We start from the raw sequence: 15,541 nt of genomic DNA, 5'->3' as shown, positions 1-15,541 counted from the left end.
CAGGCTTATGGCCGATACCAATAATGCTCTATATCTAGCGGTGTTGCGGGTGAAAGGTTAGGGTTATTGATGAGGAACATTCTTCGTGTTGAAAGTTTGGCAGCTTTAATCATGTCGCCAAACTCGGCATTGAACAACTCATCAAATGAGCCATCCTCTATCATCATAAGCAGGCCTTCCTCTATTCGCTCCGCTAACTTAGGGCGTTTAGGGGTCACAAAAAAGTAAGTCGGAAGCGGTATATGCAGCAGCAAGTCTTGTTCAATCGCCAATTCAGGAATTTTGCTTTTGTAGACATCGTACTCTGCAAATATCTCACTAATTCCCCGTCCAAAGGTGATGAAACGGCCTTCCATTAGCATGGTGAACAACCCCTCGTAATTCATACCTTCTCTAACGTCGAAGCCATTTTCTATCAGCGTTTTGGTGGTAGACCATTGCCGTCCTGACCCAGTGGGTATTTTCTTTAGCTCTTCAAGAGAGATAATGCGGGATAGCGTTGGCTGGTGTTGTTGAAGAATAAGAAAAACCCTATACCCGAGAATGCCTTTCCGTATCGGTACTCGAATGGGAATCAGGCGTCTCTCCCATTCAGGTTTAAGTGCTGTCGCCATTACATGTATGTTCTCGCCCGCTTCCAATTCGATTAGCGATCTATTCCGTTGCATTGGAGAAGGGGCATACTGGATGAGAGCAGAACCATAGTTCTGCTTAGTGATTTCTAATATGTGGGTTAATAGTTTTTGCGGGTATTCATACCGTTTGTCATCAGCTGTACGGGGTTGATTGACCAATATGATATCAGTTGCATTCACAACAGGGCTGAGAAAGATCACCAGAACAAGCAAACAGAGACAGCGGGCTCTGAGGTCAACATACCTGATGTTCAGATTCATTATTTTGCCCTATTCTGGTGGGGCCTGATGTACCTTCATGACAAGGACAACTGCCCGCTTCTGCATCACTATCCAGTTCTTTGAGTATGCCGCAATCCCCTGCAGCATGGTCACTGTCACATCGGCTTCGCAACGAGTTGAGCTGCTCTTTCAGGCCCTCCAACATTTCAATCTTATTCGCTACCGAATCCAGTTGTTGATCAATAAGCTGGTTGACCTGATCGCATTTCAGGGTTGGGTGGTCACGAAAGTGAAGTAGCGAGGTGATTTCTTTGAGAGGCATATCGAGTGAACGGCAATGGCGAATAAAGTTGAGCCGCTCTAGGTGATGCTGGTTGTATATGCGGTAGCCAGACTCGTTTCGAGGGGGCGCAGGCATGAGTTTTATCTTTTCATAATACCTCACGGTTTCAAGGTCACAGTGTGCCGCTTTTGCTAGCTGGCTTATCCGCATAATGTTTATTCCACTTGCTTACTGTTCTTTTACTTGACTCTGTAGTGACTACAGAGTTTTTAATAAAGATAGTTGATAGGCTGGGCTAAAACAATATTTCGTTTGAAAAGCCTCTACGAATAGTAAAACTGAAAGGAACCAATATGTCTGGATGTGGTTGTGAGGTAGATGTAAAAGATGCCTCTCAGAAAAGAGTACTGCTGGTGCTACTGACAATCAATGCAGTGATGTTTGTTGTTGAGTTAGGGTTTGGCTGGATTGCAGAGTCTACAGCCCTGATTGCTGATTCGCTGGATATGTTGGCCGATGCGGTCGTATACGGCATTGGGCTTTACGCGGTAGGGCGGTCAAGTACTCATAAAGCTAAAGCGGCACTACTGAGTGGTTACTTTCAAGGCGTTTTGGGGCTGTTGATTGTGTTTGATATCGTTAGACGGTTCCTGTTCGGAAGTGAGCCTGCGTCAGGGTTAATGATGATGGTGGGGCTTGCAGCGCTGGTCGCAAACGTCATTTGTCTGTTACTTATCATGAAGCACCGTAGCAGTGATGTGAATATGCGCGCTAGTTGGGTATGCTCAAGAAATGATGTGATAGCTAATGTGGGCGTAATTATAGCAGGCGGGTTAGTCGGTTTGTTGGGCAGTCGCTGGCCTGACCTTTTGATTGGGGGCGTGGTTGCCATCGTCATTTTGCGCAGTGTGCGCGCGATCATCAATGATGCAAAAATGGCTTTGGCAGAGGGCGCGGGTCAAGAGGTGAAATGCAATGCATAGCCATTCACAATCAGGTCATGGTCATTCAAAGCCAGGGCATAGCCACGCTCATTCACACACTCACGGGCACCATCATACCGTATCCGGGCGCATTGGGGTGGCGTTCTTTCTGAACCTGTTTTTCACTGTTATTGAATTTATTGGTGGAGTATTAACCAATAGTACTGCCATTATGGCGGATGCGGTGCACGACCTGGGGGATACACTCTCTATCGGTCTGGGTTGGTTTTTAGGCAAGATGAGTGATAAAGGGGCCGACAACGCGTTTAGTTATGGTTACCGCCGCCTCTCGCTGCTGGGCGCGCTGGTCAATGGCGCGGTATTAGTGGCCGGATCCATATGGGTTCTGTTTGAAGCCATTCCTCGTCTCGCAAACCCTGAAATGCCCCACGCACAGGGGATGTTTGGCTTGGCTATTCTGGGCGTCGTTGTAAATGGCTATGCCGCGTATAAGCTCAGCGACGGCAAGACCCTGAACGAGCGCGTGCTCAATTGGCACCTGATGGAAGACGTTTTGGGTTGGGTGGCGGTATTGATCGTCAGTGTGGTGCTGATGTTTGTTGACTGGCCGATACTCGACCCGTTGCTGTCGATAGCGTTTACACTGTTTATTCTTATTAATGTCATGCGGACGTTGAAAGAGACGGTTAAGCTATTTTTGCAGGCAACGCCTGATCAGGCGTTGCGCGAGCAGATTCACCAGCAGTTGTTGGCGGTGGATCAGGTTGCGGCGGTACACCATATGCATTTGTGGTCGCTGGACGGCGAGCACCATGTCCTTACCGTTCATTTAGTACTAAAGCAACGCCTTGATAATGAGCTGCAGCAGCAGGTTAAGTCAGATTTGGCGGAGGGGTTAAAGAGCTACCAGCTGGCCCATACCACCATTGAGTTTGAGCAGCCTGACGAGCGGTGCAGGGATCACCATATTCAGCCACTTTAATGCAAGGCAGAAGCGACACAAGCAACAAAATGGGGATAGAAACGGCTTTTGATATTGCCGTTTTGTTAACTCTGCTGCTACATTGAGATGAGTCATCGTATTGCAAAGTCAGCGTTATAGGATAAGGCTGGGCTTATAAGGATTAACCTGCGCAGGTTCAGGCTAATACCGTCATGGCAGCCCCTGACTCCGCTAATTACCTACAGGATTGGCAATGGAAGGATTGTTCACTCGCTATAATGGCATTACCAGTATTGTTGGGGATATCGTCAATCTCAGGGTTGGCAATGTTGAGGAGATGGCTGTTCCTCCCCGCAACCGCGATTTGGCCGTGGTTGAGCAGGATGGTAAAACATTCTCTCTGGCCCAGATTATTAAACTCTCTGATGATCTGGTTTCACTACAGGTGTTTTCTGGCACTAAAGGGCTATCAAACAGCGCCTCGATACGTTTTCTGGGCGAAACGATGCAGGCTATCTATTCTGAAAATATTCTTGGTCGGGTATTCGGTGGTTCGGGCCAGGCGATTGATAATGGCCCGTCACTATCCCATGAGCCCAAGGTTCAAATTAATGGCCCAACAGTTAACCCAACCGCTAGGGTGCTGGCCTCACGCATGATTCGCACTGATGTGCCGATGATTGATGTCTTCAACTGCCTGGTTGAAAGCCAGAAAATCCCGATCTTTTCAGTAGCTGGAGAGCCTTATAACAAGTTTTTGGCACGCATTGGCATTCAGGCTGACGCTGATGTGGTGGTGTTTGGTGGTTTAGGACTGATCTTCGATGACTATCACAGCTTTAAACAGTCATTTGAAGAGGCGGGTGTGCTGTCGCGTACGGTCATGTATGTCAACTTGGCTTCCGACCCGGTTGTTGAACGGTTGATGGTGCCGGATTTATGTCTGGCAGTGGCCGAAAAAATGGCCACCGAAGAAGGCAAGCGCGTATTGGTATTGCTGACGGATATGACCGCCTATGCGGATGCGATGAAAGAGATCGGTATTGCGATGGAGCATATTCCATCGAATAGAGGCTATATGGGAGATTTGTACTCCCAGCTGGCGAGGCGCTATGAAAAAGCCTGTGATTTCAAAGGGGCAGGTTCGGTGACTATTCTATCGGTGACTACGATGCCAGGGAATGATGTCACCCATCCTGTTCCTGATAACACGGGGTACATCACCGAGGGGCAATTCTATCTTCATAATGGAGAAATTGATCCGTTTGGTTCTCTATCCCGGCTGAAGCAGCATGTTGTTGGTAAGCAGACCCGTGGAGACCATGGTCAGATCATGAACACTATGATTCGGTATTACTCCGAAGGTGTTGAAGCAGAACAGAAACAAGCAATGGCGTTTGACCTGAGCGAGTTTGACAGGAAGCTGCTTAAATTCAGCTTATTGTTCCGTCAGCGATTTATGAAGCTGGATGTATCGATGCCCCTTGAAGAAGCGCTGGATGGGTGTTGGGCGCTGCTTTCAGAGTGTTTTGACAAAGATGAAGTGGTGATTAAACAGCAGCTTAAAGACCAGTACTGGGTGCATTCCCATGGCTAAACTGGCGCTCAACAAAAGTGCTCTCAGTAAAGAGAAGCAGAAGCAGGCGGCTTATGGGAAGTACCTTCCATCACTGGAGTTGAAGCAGAAACAGCTGCTGCTGGAGCGGAAAAAGGCAGAGCAGGCACTGATTGAGCATCGGGAATTGATTGAGAAAATTCAGCAAGATGTTTATCAACGACTACCAATGCTCGCGCTCAGGCATATTCAGATGGAAGGGTTGGTCAAAGTGGATCAGCTCGATATACAGGAAGAGAATGTATTAGGCACTCTCTTGCCGAGCCTGAAAAAAGTAGAGTATCGAAGGGCGCGCTACAGTTATTTAGCACGGCCTCACTGGGTTGATGAAGTGGCCAATGCCTTGGAACAAGTTATTCGGTTAAAGCTGGAAGAGGAAATCTTGCAAGTAAGAGCAAAGCGGCTAAATAAAGCGGTAAGAACCATTACCCAGCGAGTCAACCTGTTTTCGAAGGTGCTAATTCCAGACTCTAAAAAGAATATTAAACGGATCGGATTGTTTCTATCTGATCAGGAGCGGGCGGCGGTGGTGCGATCAAAGCTTGCCAAGCAGAAACATCAGGCCTGACTCCATGAACTTCTCCCTAAAGGAATACACGGCGCTTCAACCTTTTGCTTATACAGCGCTTCAGCGGGTCGGACATAACTCGTCTCAACGGGTTGATCATAGGACGCTTCAATGAGCATCGCGGTACTGAAAAAGCTCACACTCGTGGGTGATGTTGCTGCTAAAACAGAGATTCTTGAAGCCGTTCAGGGTGTAGGGGCAGTTCATTTGGTGCCGCTGTCTAGTCGCCACGGAAGCCTTGCGATGGCATCTTACGACCAGTTGAAAGAGGCCTTGGCTTATCTTAACAACGCGCCCAATAAACGCCGGCTTCAGATGCCGACCGACGCTACCCAGCTGAGTGAGGTTATTTGTCAGATTTTGGACAGCAAACGGCTTAGAGAAGAAACGCTTGACCGGATTGAGCTGAATCGCCAGAGGATCAAGACATTAACGCCTTGGGGAGAGTTTGAATACCCTGAGCTCTCTAAGCTGGGGGGATATCGGTTGTGGTTCTATAAAATTCCTCTCTCTAAAAAGAGCGTGTTGGAAGGGGTCGAAATACCATGGAAAATTGTTAACCAAGACCACAAATTCTACTACCTTGTAGCGCTTTCAAAGAGTGAGCCTACGCAGGAGCAAATACCGTTTTCGCGTGTGCATGTAGGGAGCCTATCGCTTTCGCAACTGAGGCTGTCTCGCGAAGAGTTATTGGTACAGCTCGAAAATATCAATGCAGAGCGTGAGTCCCAAACCCGCTGGATTCTGCCGCTGACACGCTCGCTTGATCAGACCATTAATGATGCTGAATTAGTGACGGCTTCCGGTATGACGCTGGATACCAATGCCTGCTTTGTGCTTCGTGGCTGGATACCGGAAAGCGCCACGCCACAGTTGGAACTATTGCGGGAAACGCTACCCATGGCCTACCAGCTGAACTCAGTTGAGGCGGAGGATGAGCCGCCAACACTGCTACAAAACAGCAATCGTTTTGGCGGAGGAGAGGAGGCTGTCTCTTTTTTTCAGCTACCGGGTTATCGCTCCTGGGACCCTTCAATCATGATTTTTTTCTCCTTCTCGCTGTTTTTTGCCATGATCTTGGCCGATGCAGGCTATGCATTGCTATTAGGCGGGTTTTTAGGGGTGTTCTGGAAAAAGATGAGTCGATCCGAAACCGGCATTCGTATTCGCAATCTAGCCGCTTCGGTTATTGGCAGCGCGTTTGTTTATGGTGCGCTGGTTGGCAGCTATTTTGGTATCACACCTGCCGCAGATGCTTGGTTGAGTCACCTCCACCTTCTTGATATGAATGACTTCAAAAGCATGATGAAGCTTTCTATCGGCGCAGGTGTTTTGCATCTGGTGATGGCGAATATCATGGTCGCCTGGACTGATCGACAGTCGCCTAAAATGCTCGCGTCAATAGGCTGGATTTTGGTGATTGGGTTCAGTTTCAGGTTATGGCTTGAATATCTCCAAGTGGATCAGTTTGCGGTGATGGCCTCTGAGAACGCTGCGCTGATTGCTTCTGGGCTGCTGCTGATTCTGCTATTCAGTAGCAGCAGAAAAATCAACAGTGTGGGAGATTTGGCGATTCGTCTTTTTGACGGCGTTAAAGCCTTGTATGGGTTATCGAAAGCGTTTGGCGATGTATTGAGTTATATGCGGTTGTTTGCTTTGGGCTTGTCCAGCGCGTCACTGGCAGTGACCTTCAATAACCTGGCGGTGGAGGCGAGAGATTCAGTTTCGGCCGGAGGTTTTATTTTGTTTACGTTGATCATCGTGTTAGGGCATGGCCTTAACTTCGTGCTGGGTATTATGAGTGGTGTAATACATGGTTTACGTCTGAACCTTCTGGAGTTTTACAACTGGGGTGTTAAGGGCGAAGGCTACCCCTTTAAAGCGTTTAAGAATCAAGGCCAGTATGCAGGCCGGTCATTCAATACGAGGAAAGAGTAGATGGAACAGTTCCTGATAGCGTTAGGTTGGATCGGCGTGTTTGCGCCGGTGGCTCTCGGAGCCATAGGAAGCAGCAATGGCTGTGCCAGAGCGGGGCAGGCGGCCGCCGGTGCATTGCTGGATACTGAAAGTGGCTATGGTAAATATATCGGGTTGGCAGCCATGCCTTCGACTCAGGGAATACTGGGCATTGTGGTGATGTTTACGCTCAATCGCGACATCACCATCGCCAATGCGGCGGGTATTTTCGGTATTGGTTTGTTGACCGGGTTAGCACTGATGTTTAGCGCCATCTATCAAGGGCAGGCGCTGGTTGCCGCGATCAATGTGGCTAAGAATAAGCCAGAAGTCTTTGGCTTGACCATTACACCCGCAGCTATTGTTGAGGGGTTTGCCGTCTTTGCCTTTGTGTTTGCGTTAGTATTGAGTGGTTCTTTACCTGCTTAAGGAGGTTGGATATGTCGCAATCTGAAAAGCTACAGGAGACGTCTAACGGCGTTCAGGCATTGATCGATATTATTCACGAAAAAGGCGTGGATGCAGGTAAAGAAGAGGGGCTTCGGATTGTTGAAGAGGCCGAGAAGCGTGCCGAGTGGATTATTAACCAAGCCAAAGAAGAGGCTGAGCAGATCAAGCAAAAGGCGGATAAAGAAGCCGATTTTATTCGCCATGCAGGCAAAGACTCACTAGAGCTGGCGTTTAGAGACATTAAGCTCAAATTGAAAGATGACCTCTCGTCTCAATTTGCCAACCAGCTCAAGCGGCTGATTCGCCATGAGATGCAAGACCCTGATACGTTAAAAAAGCTGCTCATGCAGGCCGCGTCAAAATGTCGAGTCCCCGATGAAGAGATGCAAATTCTGTTGCCGGAACAGGTGTTGGGGTTAGATGAGCTGCGCCAGGACCCATCATCGATTGAGCAGGGCGCTTTGGTTGAAGTGCTTTCTGCGGTGGCCAGCAGCTTGTTCGAGTCCGGGGTTGAATTTAAGCTTAGTCCTGATGTTAAAGCGGGGATGACATTCTCTCTCCGTGATGGCGAGATCGTTATTGAGGCTACAGATAAGGCGTTGACCGAGTTGCTGCTGGCTCACTTGCAGCCGCGTTTCAGGGCTTTGCTGGAAGGTGTCGTTGCTTAATATGTCGATGCTTAGACTATCGGAACCTAACGTAATGGCGCTTAATAAATTGATGCTCAAGCGGCGGACATTGTGATGGCCACTCACCAACAATACATTGAGCTGCTGTGTTCGTTACCCCACCTGGCCAACCCGTTTCGCTATAAACGGCCTGCTATTACCCGAGTTCAGCTGCAAAAGCGCATGACGATGCTGGACCAGCAAGACCTGCACTGGCTGCAAAAATTGAATGAAGCTTTTTACTGGGGGGGAATCACACTGCACGAGGATGAGGTATCGCTGATCAACAAAGCCAATCGCTTTCTCGCGGGGATTCCATATCGGGATATACAGGAGTGGTTGGAGTGGCGAATGGATGTTCGAACCGTCGTGGCAGCGATACGGCGTAGAAAACAAGGCGAAGATGCCCCTGCTATCCGTGATAACTGGGGTTACGGGCGATATGTCCGGCAAATAGTTAATAACTGGTCCAGCCCCTACTTTAAACTGGAATATCACTTTCCCTGGTTGCCTGACGTGGTGGATGGAATCGAAACGGGAGAGAGTTTTAAGGTTGAACAGATTCTGCTGAATGCCGTATGGCACTATTATGCTATGCAAAAACCGGAAACCCCTTACGGCTTTTCTGCGGTGGTGTTGTACGTGGCCAAATGGGACTTGGTTGACCGGTGGTGCAAATACAATGCTGATCGTGCCGGAGAGCATTTTGATGAACTGGTAAACGATAGCCTGAAAAAATCAATGCTGACGTTGAAGGACATGGCATGAGATCTAATGAACAAGTGAAGCACGCCGAAATTCAGGCAACTGCAAAAGTGGTTGCGGTCAGTGATGATGTTGTGACTCTGGAGTCACTGACTACTCTGCCCAGCAGCCCTTCTTCAAACATCAAACCGCTAATGAAGAATGAAGTGGTGTATATCTGTCCGCAGCCCGTTGATGGCAAACCACAAGAAAGACTAAAGGCCGAGGTACTGCGTGTGAGGGGGCGGCGTGCCGATGCTCAGGTTTATGAAGATACAACCGGTGTTGCAGTGGGCGATCTGGTTGAGCAGACCGGGCAGCTGTTGTCGGTCGAGCTGGGGCCAGGCCTGCTGAGGCAGGTCTATGATGGGTTGCAGAATCCGCTCCATCGACTGGAGATTTTAAATGGTAAGTTCCTGTTGCGTGGTGCGGTTTCGCCTGCGCTGGATCGGAACGAGAAGTGGTCGTTTGTCGCGAAAGCCCGCGTGGGTGATCGGGTGGTTGCCGGCGACGTACTGGGCCAAGTCCAGGAAGGTCGTTTCAGCCATAAAATTATGGTGCCTTTTCAACACCGTGGCGTGCTTCATGTTGACTGGATTCAGGAAGGCAGTTTCCCTGTTGATACCATTGTTGCGCGTTTGCGTGACGAAGAAGGGGTTGTCCACAAGGTGTCCATGGTTCAGCAATGGCCTGTTAGAATGCCGTTGCCCGCTCACCTGATTAAGTCCGGCACCAGTCATCGTCAATATCCTTCGGAACCGATGATTACCACTCTGCGCCTGATTGATACCTTCTTTCCGATTGCCAAGGGCGGAACAGCCTGTATTCCCGGCCCGTTTGGTGCCGGAAAAACCGTATTGCAGAATTTAATCTCACGTTACTCCAACGTTGATATCGTTATTGTCGTCGCCTGTGGCGAACGTGCCGGTGAAGTGGTTGAAACGATTAACGAATTTCCTCAACTGCAAGATCCGCATACCGGAGGAACATTGATGGATCGGACCATTATCATCTGCAATACCTCTTCGATGCCGGTTGCAGCGCGCGAGGCCTCGATTTATACCGGCGTAACAATCGGAGAGTACTATCGCCAAATGGGCTACAACGTACTACTGCTGGCTGATTCAACCTCCCGCTGGGCGCAGGCGATGCGAGAAACATCCGGTCGGCTGGAAGAAATTCCCGGAGAAGAAGCGTTTCCAGCGTATCTGGAATCGTCTATACGTAACCTCTATGAGCGGGCGGGGGTTATTCAGGCGAACGACCAGTCGGTGGGATCCTTAACGCTGATTGGTACGGTATCACCCGCAGGAGGCAATTTTGAGGAACCGGTGACGCAAGGTACGTTGAATACCGTTAAAGCGTTTCTTGGCTTGAGTTACGACCGTGCATACAAGCGGTTCTACCCGGCGGTTGACCCGCTGATGTCGTGGTCTCGTTATGTGGAACAGCTGGCAGCGTGGTTTGCTGATAACATGGGGGATGGGTGGTTGGATGATGTAGAGCAGATAAATCAGCTGTTGTACAAAGGTGAAGATATCACTCGCATGATGCAGGTTACCGGGGAAGAAGGTGTGAGTACCGAGGACTTTATTATTCAGCAGAAAGCGATGCTGGTTGATATGGTCTACCTACAGCAGGATGCGTTTGATCCGGTCGATGTTTCAACCAGTATTGAACGACAGAAAGAGAGTTTTAGATTGCTCAAACGTATTGCTGATGTAGAGATGCGGCTGGCGTCTAAAGCAGACATTCGTCGTTGGTTTAACCGAATGACCGATACCTTTAAAAACTTGAACTATGCAGAGTTTAACAGTGATGCCCATAAGAGCTACCTGACGAAAGTAGATCACTTAATAGGCGAGCTGAGCTAATCATTAGTGAAACTGGCCGTGCAGGCCTAATAGCGATATTTTGTCCTACAAAACCGTATTTTTGCGTTATTAGTAGTGCAGTTTTATTGATGACGTCGTATACTTCACTTCGAGTGCGCTATTTGCGTAGCAAACTCACTAAAAAATATAAGTGACAAGGTTGTCATCGTTTGTTGGCTGATACCGCATTTCAAGGTATCTGTGCGATAAAGCAGGCGAACAAATATAATGTCGATTAATAATAAAATCTAATTTTATTAGATAAAAAAGACTTAACACGGACGTGAACTATGAATCTTACACCGAACATGCATCAATTTGATTCCTACCGGAATCATGTCAAAGCCAGGCTCGTGAATGAAGTGGTCAATCTTCAGCAGCGGGTTAACCAGCTCCAGCACTCTTCCAGCCAAAACCGCGAAGAAATTATCTCTGTATATCAAAAGATGATCGACCAAAAGCAGCACTTTATGCGCGATTGGGAAATGGCAGATCGCCGAGCGCGTTAAATCGCTATCAGCCGAGGTGCACTGCACCCCGGTGACTATTCAACTTATCAACACATATATAGAAACGATCGTTTCTTTCTAAGAGGCTATTGTTTGAGTAGCTACTGTTTGAATAGCTATAGTTTCAATTGCTATAGCTTGAATTGAGACGTGGAGTCTTTCAGTGAGTCGGATGCGCTCAGCAGCTTATTGGCAAGAATTGCCAGCTCACTGAATGAAACTTCAGTGGACTCCACTGACTCTACCATCGCTGTAATGATATCACTAACACTTGCTACGACCATTGTCTGCTCCTCTGTAGCCGCGGCGATGGTCATATTCATACCATTAACCTGCTCAACCTGGATTTTTATCTGCTCAAGATAATCACCTGTTTCCAGAGCGCAGTTCTCACTCATCTCTGACTGGCCTTTTGCAGACTGCATTGCACTAACCGTCGATGTGGCGGCTTCTTCAAGTCTATTTAGTACATTGCGTATTTCAGTGGTGGCGTCACCGGTTTTCGACGCCAGAGCCCGCACTTCATCGGCAACGACCGCAAACCCTCGCCCTTGTTCGCCTGCTCGCGCCGCCTCAATGGCTGCATTGAGTGCCAGTAGATTTGTTTGCTCGGCAATGGATGAGATAACATCCAGAATGCTGGCGACGTTCTCAGTGTCTTTGGCCAGCCTTTCAACCAGCTCGGCTGCATTGATAATCTGCGAATTGAGGTCTTTTGAGTTGGAGATCGTACTGGCTACAATCTCAAGGCCTTTGTTTGTTCTGTCTTCGGTATCCTGCATTGCGACGCTGGCATCAGAGGCTGAGGTGCTGATTTCAGAAATGGACTGCGTGATCTCGTCCATTGCTTGTTTTGCTTCGCGGGCTTTTACACCGAGTTGGTCGGTGACGCTTCGAACCTGCTGAGTATTTGAGTCGAGATCATTAGCGGTTTCAAGTAATGGGTTCGACACATTCATGATACTGCGAACGATACTGCTCAACTTGTCCATAAAACTGTTGAAGTTAGAGGCCGTTGACCCTAACTCATCACGACCATTAACCGGAATACGCTGGCTAAGTTCACCTTCGCCCTCAGACAACTCTTTCAATGAACCACTTAACTGATTAGCCGTGCTACTGATGGCTGAGGCGATATAGGTAATAAACAACGCTAAGACCACAAAAAATACCGCGCTGATGGCGCTGCTGGTATAAAGCGCATCTTCGCCACTGGAGACCGCTTTTCCAATTGTTACCTTAAACTCTTTATTAATAATCTGTTGGTAATGAGTGAGCGCTTTATTGGTGGCTTCAAATAGTTCCGCCTTGGTTTTTATCTTGCTTTGCAGCGCGGAAAAGTCGGCCTCATCACTGAGCATTGCTTCTACCAGAGGCACCGCAATGGCTTTGTACTTTCTTACGTTGCTATCGATATTTGCCAGCTCGGCCTGTCGCTCTGTGTCGAGTTTTTCCAGCTGTTCAAGGTTGCCAATTAACTGCTCAATACTCTCGACGCCTTGGAGCATCAGGTCTTCTTCAGAAAAGCTAACGGCCTGCGTCAGTAGCTCATCGGCACGTTTTAACAGTGTATCGTTAACCGTGGCGAGTATGACCGAGTCATAGATCTTCTGTTCAAGCTTAACCAGATGGCCTTGAGTTGATAGCAGTGAGCTAACACCAATGGTGGTATTGATGGCCAGAGCTACAACATAGACAGCCAGAATCAACATAATCTTGTAAAAGATTTTAAGGTTTTTGAACCAGCTCATTTGGAATCCTGAAATTGAGGGGTGAAATATTTTTTATATAGGTTTATAAAAAATGTAGTTTATTTGTTTCAATTCGTCCAATAACCGAATGAAATATATCTGGTTTTTCAATTGACAAAACAAGTGTTCAGTACTTTCCTTATAAGTCGAGAGAGATGACTAGTAAGGAGTAAATAAATGCCAATTAAAAATAGAATAATGCCCGGTATTGCGATTATAGGTGCATCACTGGCATTCCCTGCCTTGGCCTATGATATTGAGCAGATATCGATTAATGGTTTTGGTTCAGTTATCGCAGCTCAAACGCTCGATAACGATGAAGTTCTTTACGGACATGATAACGACTTATCTTTTCAGGATGAGTCGAGGTTTGCGCTACAGGTTGCGGCGCCTATTGGAGAGAAGTTTTCTGCAACGGCTCAGATTTTAGCGCGAGGCGAGGATGATTTTGACCCTGCCTTCGAATGGGCATATCTAAGCTATCAGGCCACTGACAACTTAATTGTTATGGCCGGTAGGCAGCGTTTTAACCTCTATAAATACTCCGACTATGTGGACGTGGGTTATGCCTATCACTGGATTCGCCCACCTCAAGGAGTGTATTCGCTGCCGTTTAGTTCAGGTAACGGGTTAGGCTTTTTGTATAACACTGCGTTGGGGGATGTTGATTTTAACCTGACCTATAAGTTTATCGGGGAAGAGATTTCAGACTATGTACCGTCAGGAACAACCGGTATTGCACCGGCAAATTTTAAAACCACGATGAGCCACCTGATTAATCTGGATTTTACCTGGAATGATTTGAACTTTGGTGCCAACTACGGGCTGGTTCCAGAACTAAGTTATGAAGCGGAAGCATTTGATACACTTGAAAGTGTATTGGCTAACCCGGCTTCTGCGGGGCTGCCATCAGCGGCTTTATCTCAAGCCGAAATAGATGCGGTTATGGCTGAGGTTCGATCTGACGATGAGAAAGTTAACTTTTTCGGTACTTATATTGGCTATGACCCAGGGGACTGGTTCCTGCTGGCTGAATACACCTACTACGAATTTGATGAGGCCAATGCGTTTTCAGATCAAGAGTCGTTGTACGTGACAGCGGGTGTTCGGGTCAATCAGTTCACTATTCATGGCACCTATGGCATGGATCAGAATGACCCTAGCTCAAGCGTGTATAAAACGGTTGCCGATCCATTTTTGCAAGCACTGGTGAAAAGTGCGGTATCGCAACAGGAAGAAGACAGCGAGACTTACTCGCTGGGTGTCAGGTGGGAAGTGGAGTCCGGTGTTGCACTTAAAGCAGACTACACCACGTATGATGATGACATTAACAATGGGGCCGATGCCGATCTGATTTCTGCTGGCGTTGATTTCGTATTTTAGGAGAGTGATTCATGAATATTAGTACGTTTAAGCTGTTTATGACGGTGTTGCTCTCTTCGTTGTTAAGTGCCAGTGTTTTCGCCGACGTGGCCGTTGTAGTGCATCCCTCGGTGAGTGATAGTGCTTCCAAAAAGCAAATCAGCCGAATTTTTCTGGGCAAGTCAAAGAAGTTGCCGGGTGGGCAGAAGGTCACACCGATCGCATTGTCTGAAGGAAACGCGGCGCGGGATGAGTTTAATGACAAGGTGTTGGGCAAGTCGGATAGCCAGCTCAAGTCATACTGGTCAAAGTTAATTTTTACCGGTAAGGGGCAGCCACCGAGCGAGCTAGATAGCGATGCCGATGTTGTAGCCAAAGTATCATCTGACCCTGGTACCATTGGTTATATCAGTCAGGAGAGCGTGACCGATGCCGTTAAGGTGCTTGCAACGTTTTAAGTAATTGCGGGGATTGTTTGCTGCTTTGGTAAATAGCCTCGAACATCACAGCCAATGCCCAGTGGGGGATATTGGCTGTGGTTATGACCATCTGCGACTACCACCACCTGCTACGACATCGACCACTATCATCACCCCTTTACCCTTGCTATATCAACACCGTAACATTAGCTCACTGTCCGAAACCAATCTCTACATAGTGTTACCCCTCATTGTTAACTATTTAGCAGTTAGTCTTCGCTCCATTTGTATAATTTTTATACATTACGGTATTTTTTATTGCGGCGTTGGATATTCGATATAGCGCAGGGTATCCAGTGTGGTGATAGTGAAGGGAGGTTGCAGTATGATGACAACACTTGAGGCGCAAAAACAGCGGTTACTGGATGAACTCGCTGAAGCCCATGATCAATTATCCTTGATTAAGGCGCAGCCTTATCCAGATTTCAAGATCCTGAATTATTATACGGATATGGTTCGCCGCAACACTCAGCTGGTCGAGATGATCGACTCACACCTGTTTGGTGAGGCGCGTGACAATAGCCAGGTCATTTAACCG

Annotated in this window: 16 protein-coding genes; 13 read left to right on the top strand and 3 right to left on the bottom strand. The window is 47.9% G+C overall.

Translation table 11 applies throughout. The features are described from left to right. Positions 1-5 precede the first annotated feature (5 nt). Both MY523_RS17025 and cadR read right to left on the bottom strand, forming a co-directional pair. Positions 6-896 (bottom strand): transporter substrate-binding domain-containing protein, encoded by an 891-nt coding sequence (locus MY523_RS17025; protein ID WP_250655879.1) that lies wholly within the window; start codon positions 894-896, stop codon positions 6-8. Next, complete coding sequence (gene cadR / locus MY523_RS17020; RefSeq protein ID WP_250655878.1) at positions 871-1,350, bottom strand: Cd(II)/Pb(II)-responsive transcriptional regulator; 480 nt, start codon at positions 1,348-1,350, stop codon at positions 871-873. Before cadR ends, MY523_RS17025 begins: the two co-directional genes overlap by 26 nt. Before the next feature lie 143 nt (positions 1,351-1,493). On the opposite strand from cadR, the gene MY523_RS17015 reads away from it, so the two are divergent. From MY523_RS17015 to MY523_RS16970, 10 genes are all read left to right on the top strand, one after another. Next, complete coding sequence (locus MY523_RS17015; RefSeq protein ID WP_250655877.1) at positions 1,494-2,123, top strand: cation diffusion facilitator family transporter; 630 nt, start codon at positions 1,494-1,496, stop codon at positions 2,121-2,123. Further along, a complete protein-coding gene (locus MY523_RS17010; RefSeq protein ID WP_250655876.1) occupies positions 2,116-3,066 on the top strand; it encodes a cation diffusion facilitator family transporter in 951 nt (316 codons plus the stop codon). Before MY523_RS17015 ends, MY523_RS17010 begins: the two co-directional genes overlap by 8 nt. 214 nt (positions 3,067-3,280) lie before the next feature. Then, on the top strand, positions 3,281-4,624 hold the full coding sequence (locus MY523_RS17005; protein ID WP_250655875.1) for a V-type ATP synthase subunit B: 1,344 nt from the start codon (positions 3,281-3,283) through the stop codon (positions 4,622-4,624). Continuing rightward, the gene (locus MY523_RS17000; RefSeq protein ID WP_250655874.1) at positions 4,617-5,210 is read left to right on the top strand and encodes a V-type ATP synthase subunit D; all 594 of its coding nucleotides are present in this window, start codon (positions 4,617-4,619) and stop codon (positions 5,208-5,210) included. Before MY523_RS17005 ends, MY523_RS17000 begins: the two co-directional genes overlap by 8 nt. A 111-nt stretch (positions 5,211-5,321) precedes the next feature. Continuing rightward, positions 5,322-7,148, top strand: a complete 1,827-nt coding sequence (locus MY523_RS16995) for a V-type ATP synthase subunit I (protein ID WP_250655873.1) — start codon at positions 5,322-5,324, stop codon at positions 7,146-7,148. After that, positions 7,149-7,595: an ATP synthase subunit C gene (locus MY523_RS16990; protein ID WP_250655872.1), complete on the top strand. Its 447-nt coding sequence runs from the start codon at positions 7,149-7,151 to the stop codon at positions 7,593-7,595. 11 nt (positions 7,596-7,606) lie between these two features. Beyond that, the gene (locus MY523_RS16985; RefSeq protein ID WP_250655871.1) at positions 7,607-8,284 is read left to right on the top strand and encodes a hypothetical protein; all 678 of its coding nucleotides are present in this window, start codon (positions 7,607-7,609) and stop codon (positions 8,282-8,284) included. Between the two features lie 75 nt (positions 8,285-8,359). Continuing rightward, on the top strand, positions 8,360-9,052 hold the full coding sequence (locus MY523_RS16980) for a DUF2764 family protein (protein ID WP_250655870.1): 693 nt from the start codon (positions 8,360-8,362) through the stop codon (positions 9,050-9,052). Continuing rightward, positions 9,049-10,902 (top strand): V-type ATP synthase subunit A, encoded by a 1,854-nt coding sequence (locus MY523_RS16975; RefSeq protein WP_250655869.1) that lies wholly within the window; start codon positions 9,049-9,051, stop codon positions 10,900-10,902. Before MY523_RS16980 ends, MY523_RS16975 begins: the two co-directional genes overlap by 4 nt. A gap of 290 nt (positions 10,903-11,192) precedes the next feature. Next, positions 11,193-11,411 carry a hypothetical protein gene (locus tag MY523_RS16970; protein ID WP_250655868.1) on the top strand — a complete coding sequence of 73 codons (219 nt, stop codon included), beginning with the start codon at positions 11,193-11,195 and terminating at the stop codon, positions 11,409-11,411. 131 nt (positions 11,412-11,542) lie between these two features. On the opposite strand, the gene MY523_RS16965 is transcribed toward MY523_RS16970, so the two are convergent. Further along, the gene (locus MY523_RS16965; protein WP_250655867.1) at positions 11,543-13,162 is read right to left on the bottom strand and encodes a methyl-accepting chemotaxis protein; all 1,620 of its coding nucleotides are present in this window, start codon (positions 13,160-13,162) and stop codon (positions 11,543-11,545) included. Positions 13,163-13,339: 177 nt separating this feature from the next. Here MY523_RS16965 and MY523_RS16960 point away from each other — a divergent pair, with 177 nt between their 5' ends. The 3 genes from MY523_RS16960 (at position 13,340) to MY523_RS16950 (ending at position 15,538) form a co-directional block, all read left to right on the top strand. Further along, positions 13,340-14,545 (top strand): porin, encoded by a 1,206-nt coding sequence (locus MY523_RS16960; RefSeq protein ID WP_250655866.1) that lies wholly within the window; start codon positions 13,340-13,342, stop codon positions 14,543-14,545. 11 nt (positions 14,546-14,556) lie between these two features. After that, positions 14,557-14,982: a type 2 periplasmic-binding domain-containing protein gene (locus tag MY523_RS16955; protein WP_250655865.1), complete on the top strand. Its 426-nt coding sequence runs from the start codon at positions 14,557-14,559 to the stop codon at positions 14,980-14,982. Between the two features lie 346 nt (positions 14,983-15,328). Continuing rightward, the gene (locus tag MY523_RS16950) at positions 15,329-15,538 is read left to right on the top strand and encodes a hypothetical protein (protein ID WP_250655864.1); all 210 of its coding nucleotides are present in this window, start codon (positions 15,329-15,331) and stop codon (positions 15,536-15,538) included. The last annotated feature ends 3 nt before the right edge of the window (positions 15,539-15,541 follow it).

Origin of the sequence: Alkalimarinus coralli (genome assembly GCF_023650515.1) — a bacterium.
GTDB classification, from domain to species: Bacteria; Pseudomonadota; Gammaproteobacteria; order Pseudomonadales; family Oleiphilaceae; genus Alkalimarinus; species Alkalimarinus coralli.
Note: the sequence above shows the minus strand (reverse complement) of the source record. Positions and strands in the feature narration are given on the sequence as shown.

What these genes read in the sequence shown, in the direction of transcription:
- MY523_RS16975 (WP_250655869.1), top strand. Translation starts at nt 9,049, where the DNA reads ATGAGATCTAATGAACAAGTGAAGCACGCCGAAATTCAGGCAACTGCA.
- MY523_RS16990 (WP_250655872.1), top strand. Translation starts at nt 7,149, where the DNA reads ATGGAACAGTTCCTGATAGCGTTAGGTTGGATCGGCGTGTTTGCGCCG.
- MY523_RS16955 (WP_250655865.1), top strand. Translation starts at nt 14,557, where the DNA reads ATGAATATTAGTACGTTTAAGCTGTTTATGACGGTGTTGCTCTCTTCG.
- cadR (WP_250655878.1), bottom strand. Translation starts at nt 1,350, where the DNA reads ATGCGGATAAGCCAGCTAGCAAAAGCGGCACACTGTGACCTTGAAACC.
- MY523_RS16960 (WP_250655866.1), top strand. Translation starts at nt 13,340, where the DNA reads ATGCCAATTAAAAATAGAATAATGCCCGGTATTGCGATTATAGGTGCA.
- MY523_RS17000 (WP_250655874.1), top strand. Translation starts at nt 4,617, where the DNA reads ATGGCTAAACTGGCGCTCAACAAAAGTGCTCTCAGTAAAGAGAAGCAG.
- MY523_RS16985 (WP_250655871.1), top strand. Translation starts at nt 7,607, where the DNA reads ATGTCGCAATCTGAAAAGCTACAGGAGACGTCTAACGGCGTTCAGGCA.
- MY523_RS17005 (WP_250655875.1), top strand. Translation starts at nt 3,281, where the DNA reads ATGGAAGGATTGTTCACTCGCTATAATGGCATTACCAGTATTGTTGGG.
- MY523_RS16980 (WP_250655870.1), top strand. Translation starts at nt 8,360, where the DNA reads ATGGCCACTCACCAACAATACATTGAGCTGCTGTGTTCGTTACCCCAC.
- MY523_RS17015 (WP_250655877.1), top strand. Translation starts at nt 1,494, where the DNA reads ATGTCTGGATGTGGTTGTGAGGTAGATGTAAAAGATGCCTCTCAGAAA.
- MY523_RS17025 (WP_250655879.1), bottom strand. Translation starts at nt 896, where the DNA reads ATGAATCTGAACATCAGGTATGTTGACCTCAGAGCCCGCTGTCTCTGT.
- MY523_RS16965 (WP_250655867.1), bottom strand. Translation starts at nt 13,162, where the DNA reads ATGAGCTGGTTCAAAAACCTTAAAATCTTTTACAAGATTATGTTGATT.
- MY523_RS16950 (WP_250655864.1), top strand. Translation starts at nt 15,329, where the DNA reads ATGATGACAACACTTGAGGCGCAAAAACAGCGGTTACTGGATGAACTC.
- MY523_RS16970 (WP_250655868.1), top strand. Translation starts at nt 11,193, where the DNA reads ATGAATCTTACACCGAACATGCATCAATTTGATTCCTACCGGAATCAT.
- MY523_RS17010 (WP_250655876.1), top strand. Translation starts at nt 2,116, where the DNA reads ATGCATAGCCATTCACAATCAGGTCATGGTCATTCAAAGCCAGGGCAT.
- MY523_RS16995 (WP_250655873.1), top strand. Translation starts at nt 5,322, where the DNA reads ATGAGCATCGCGGTACTGAAAAAGCTCACACTCGTGGGTGATGTTGCT.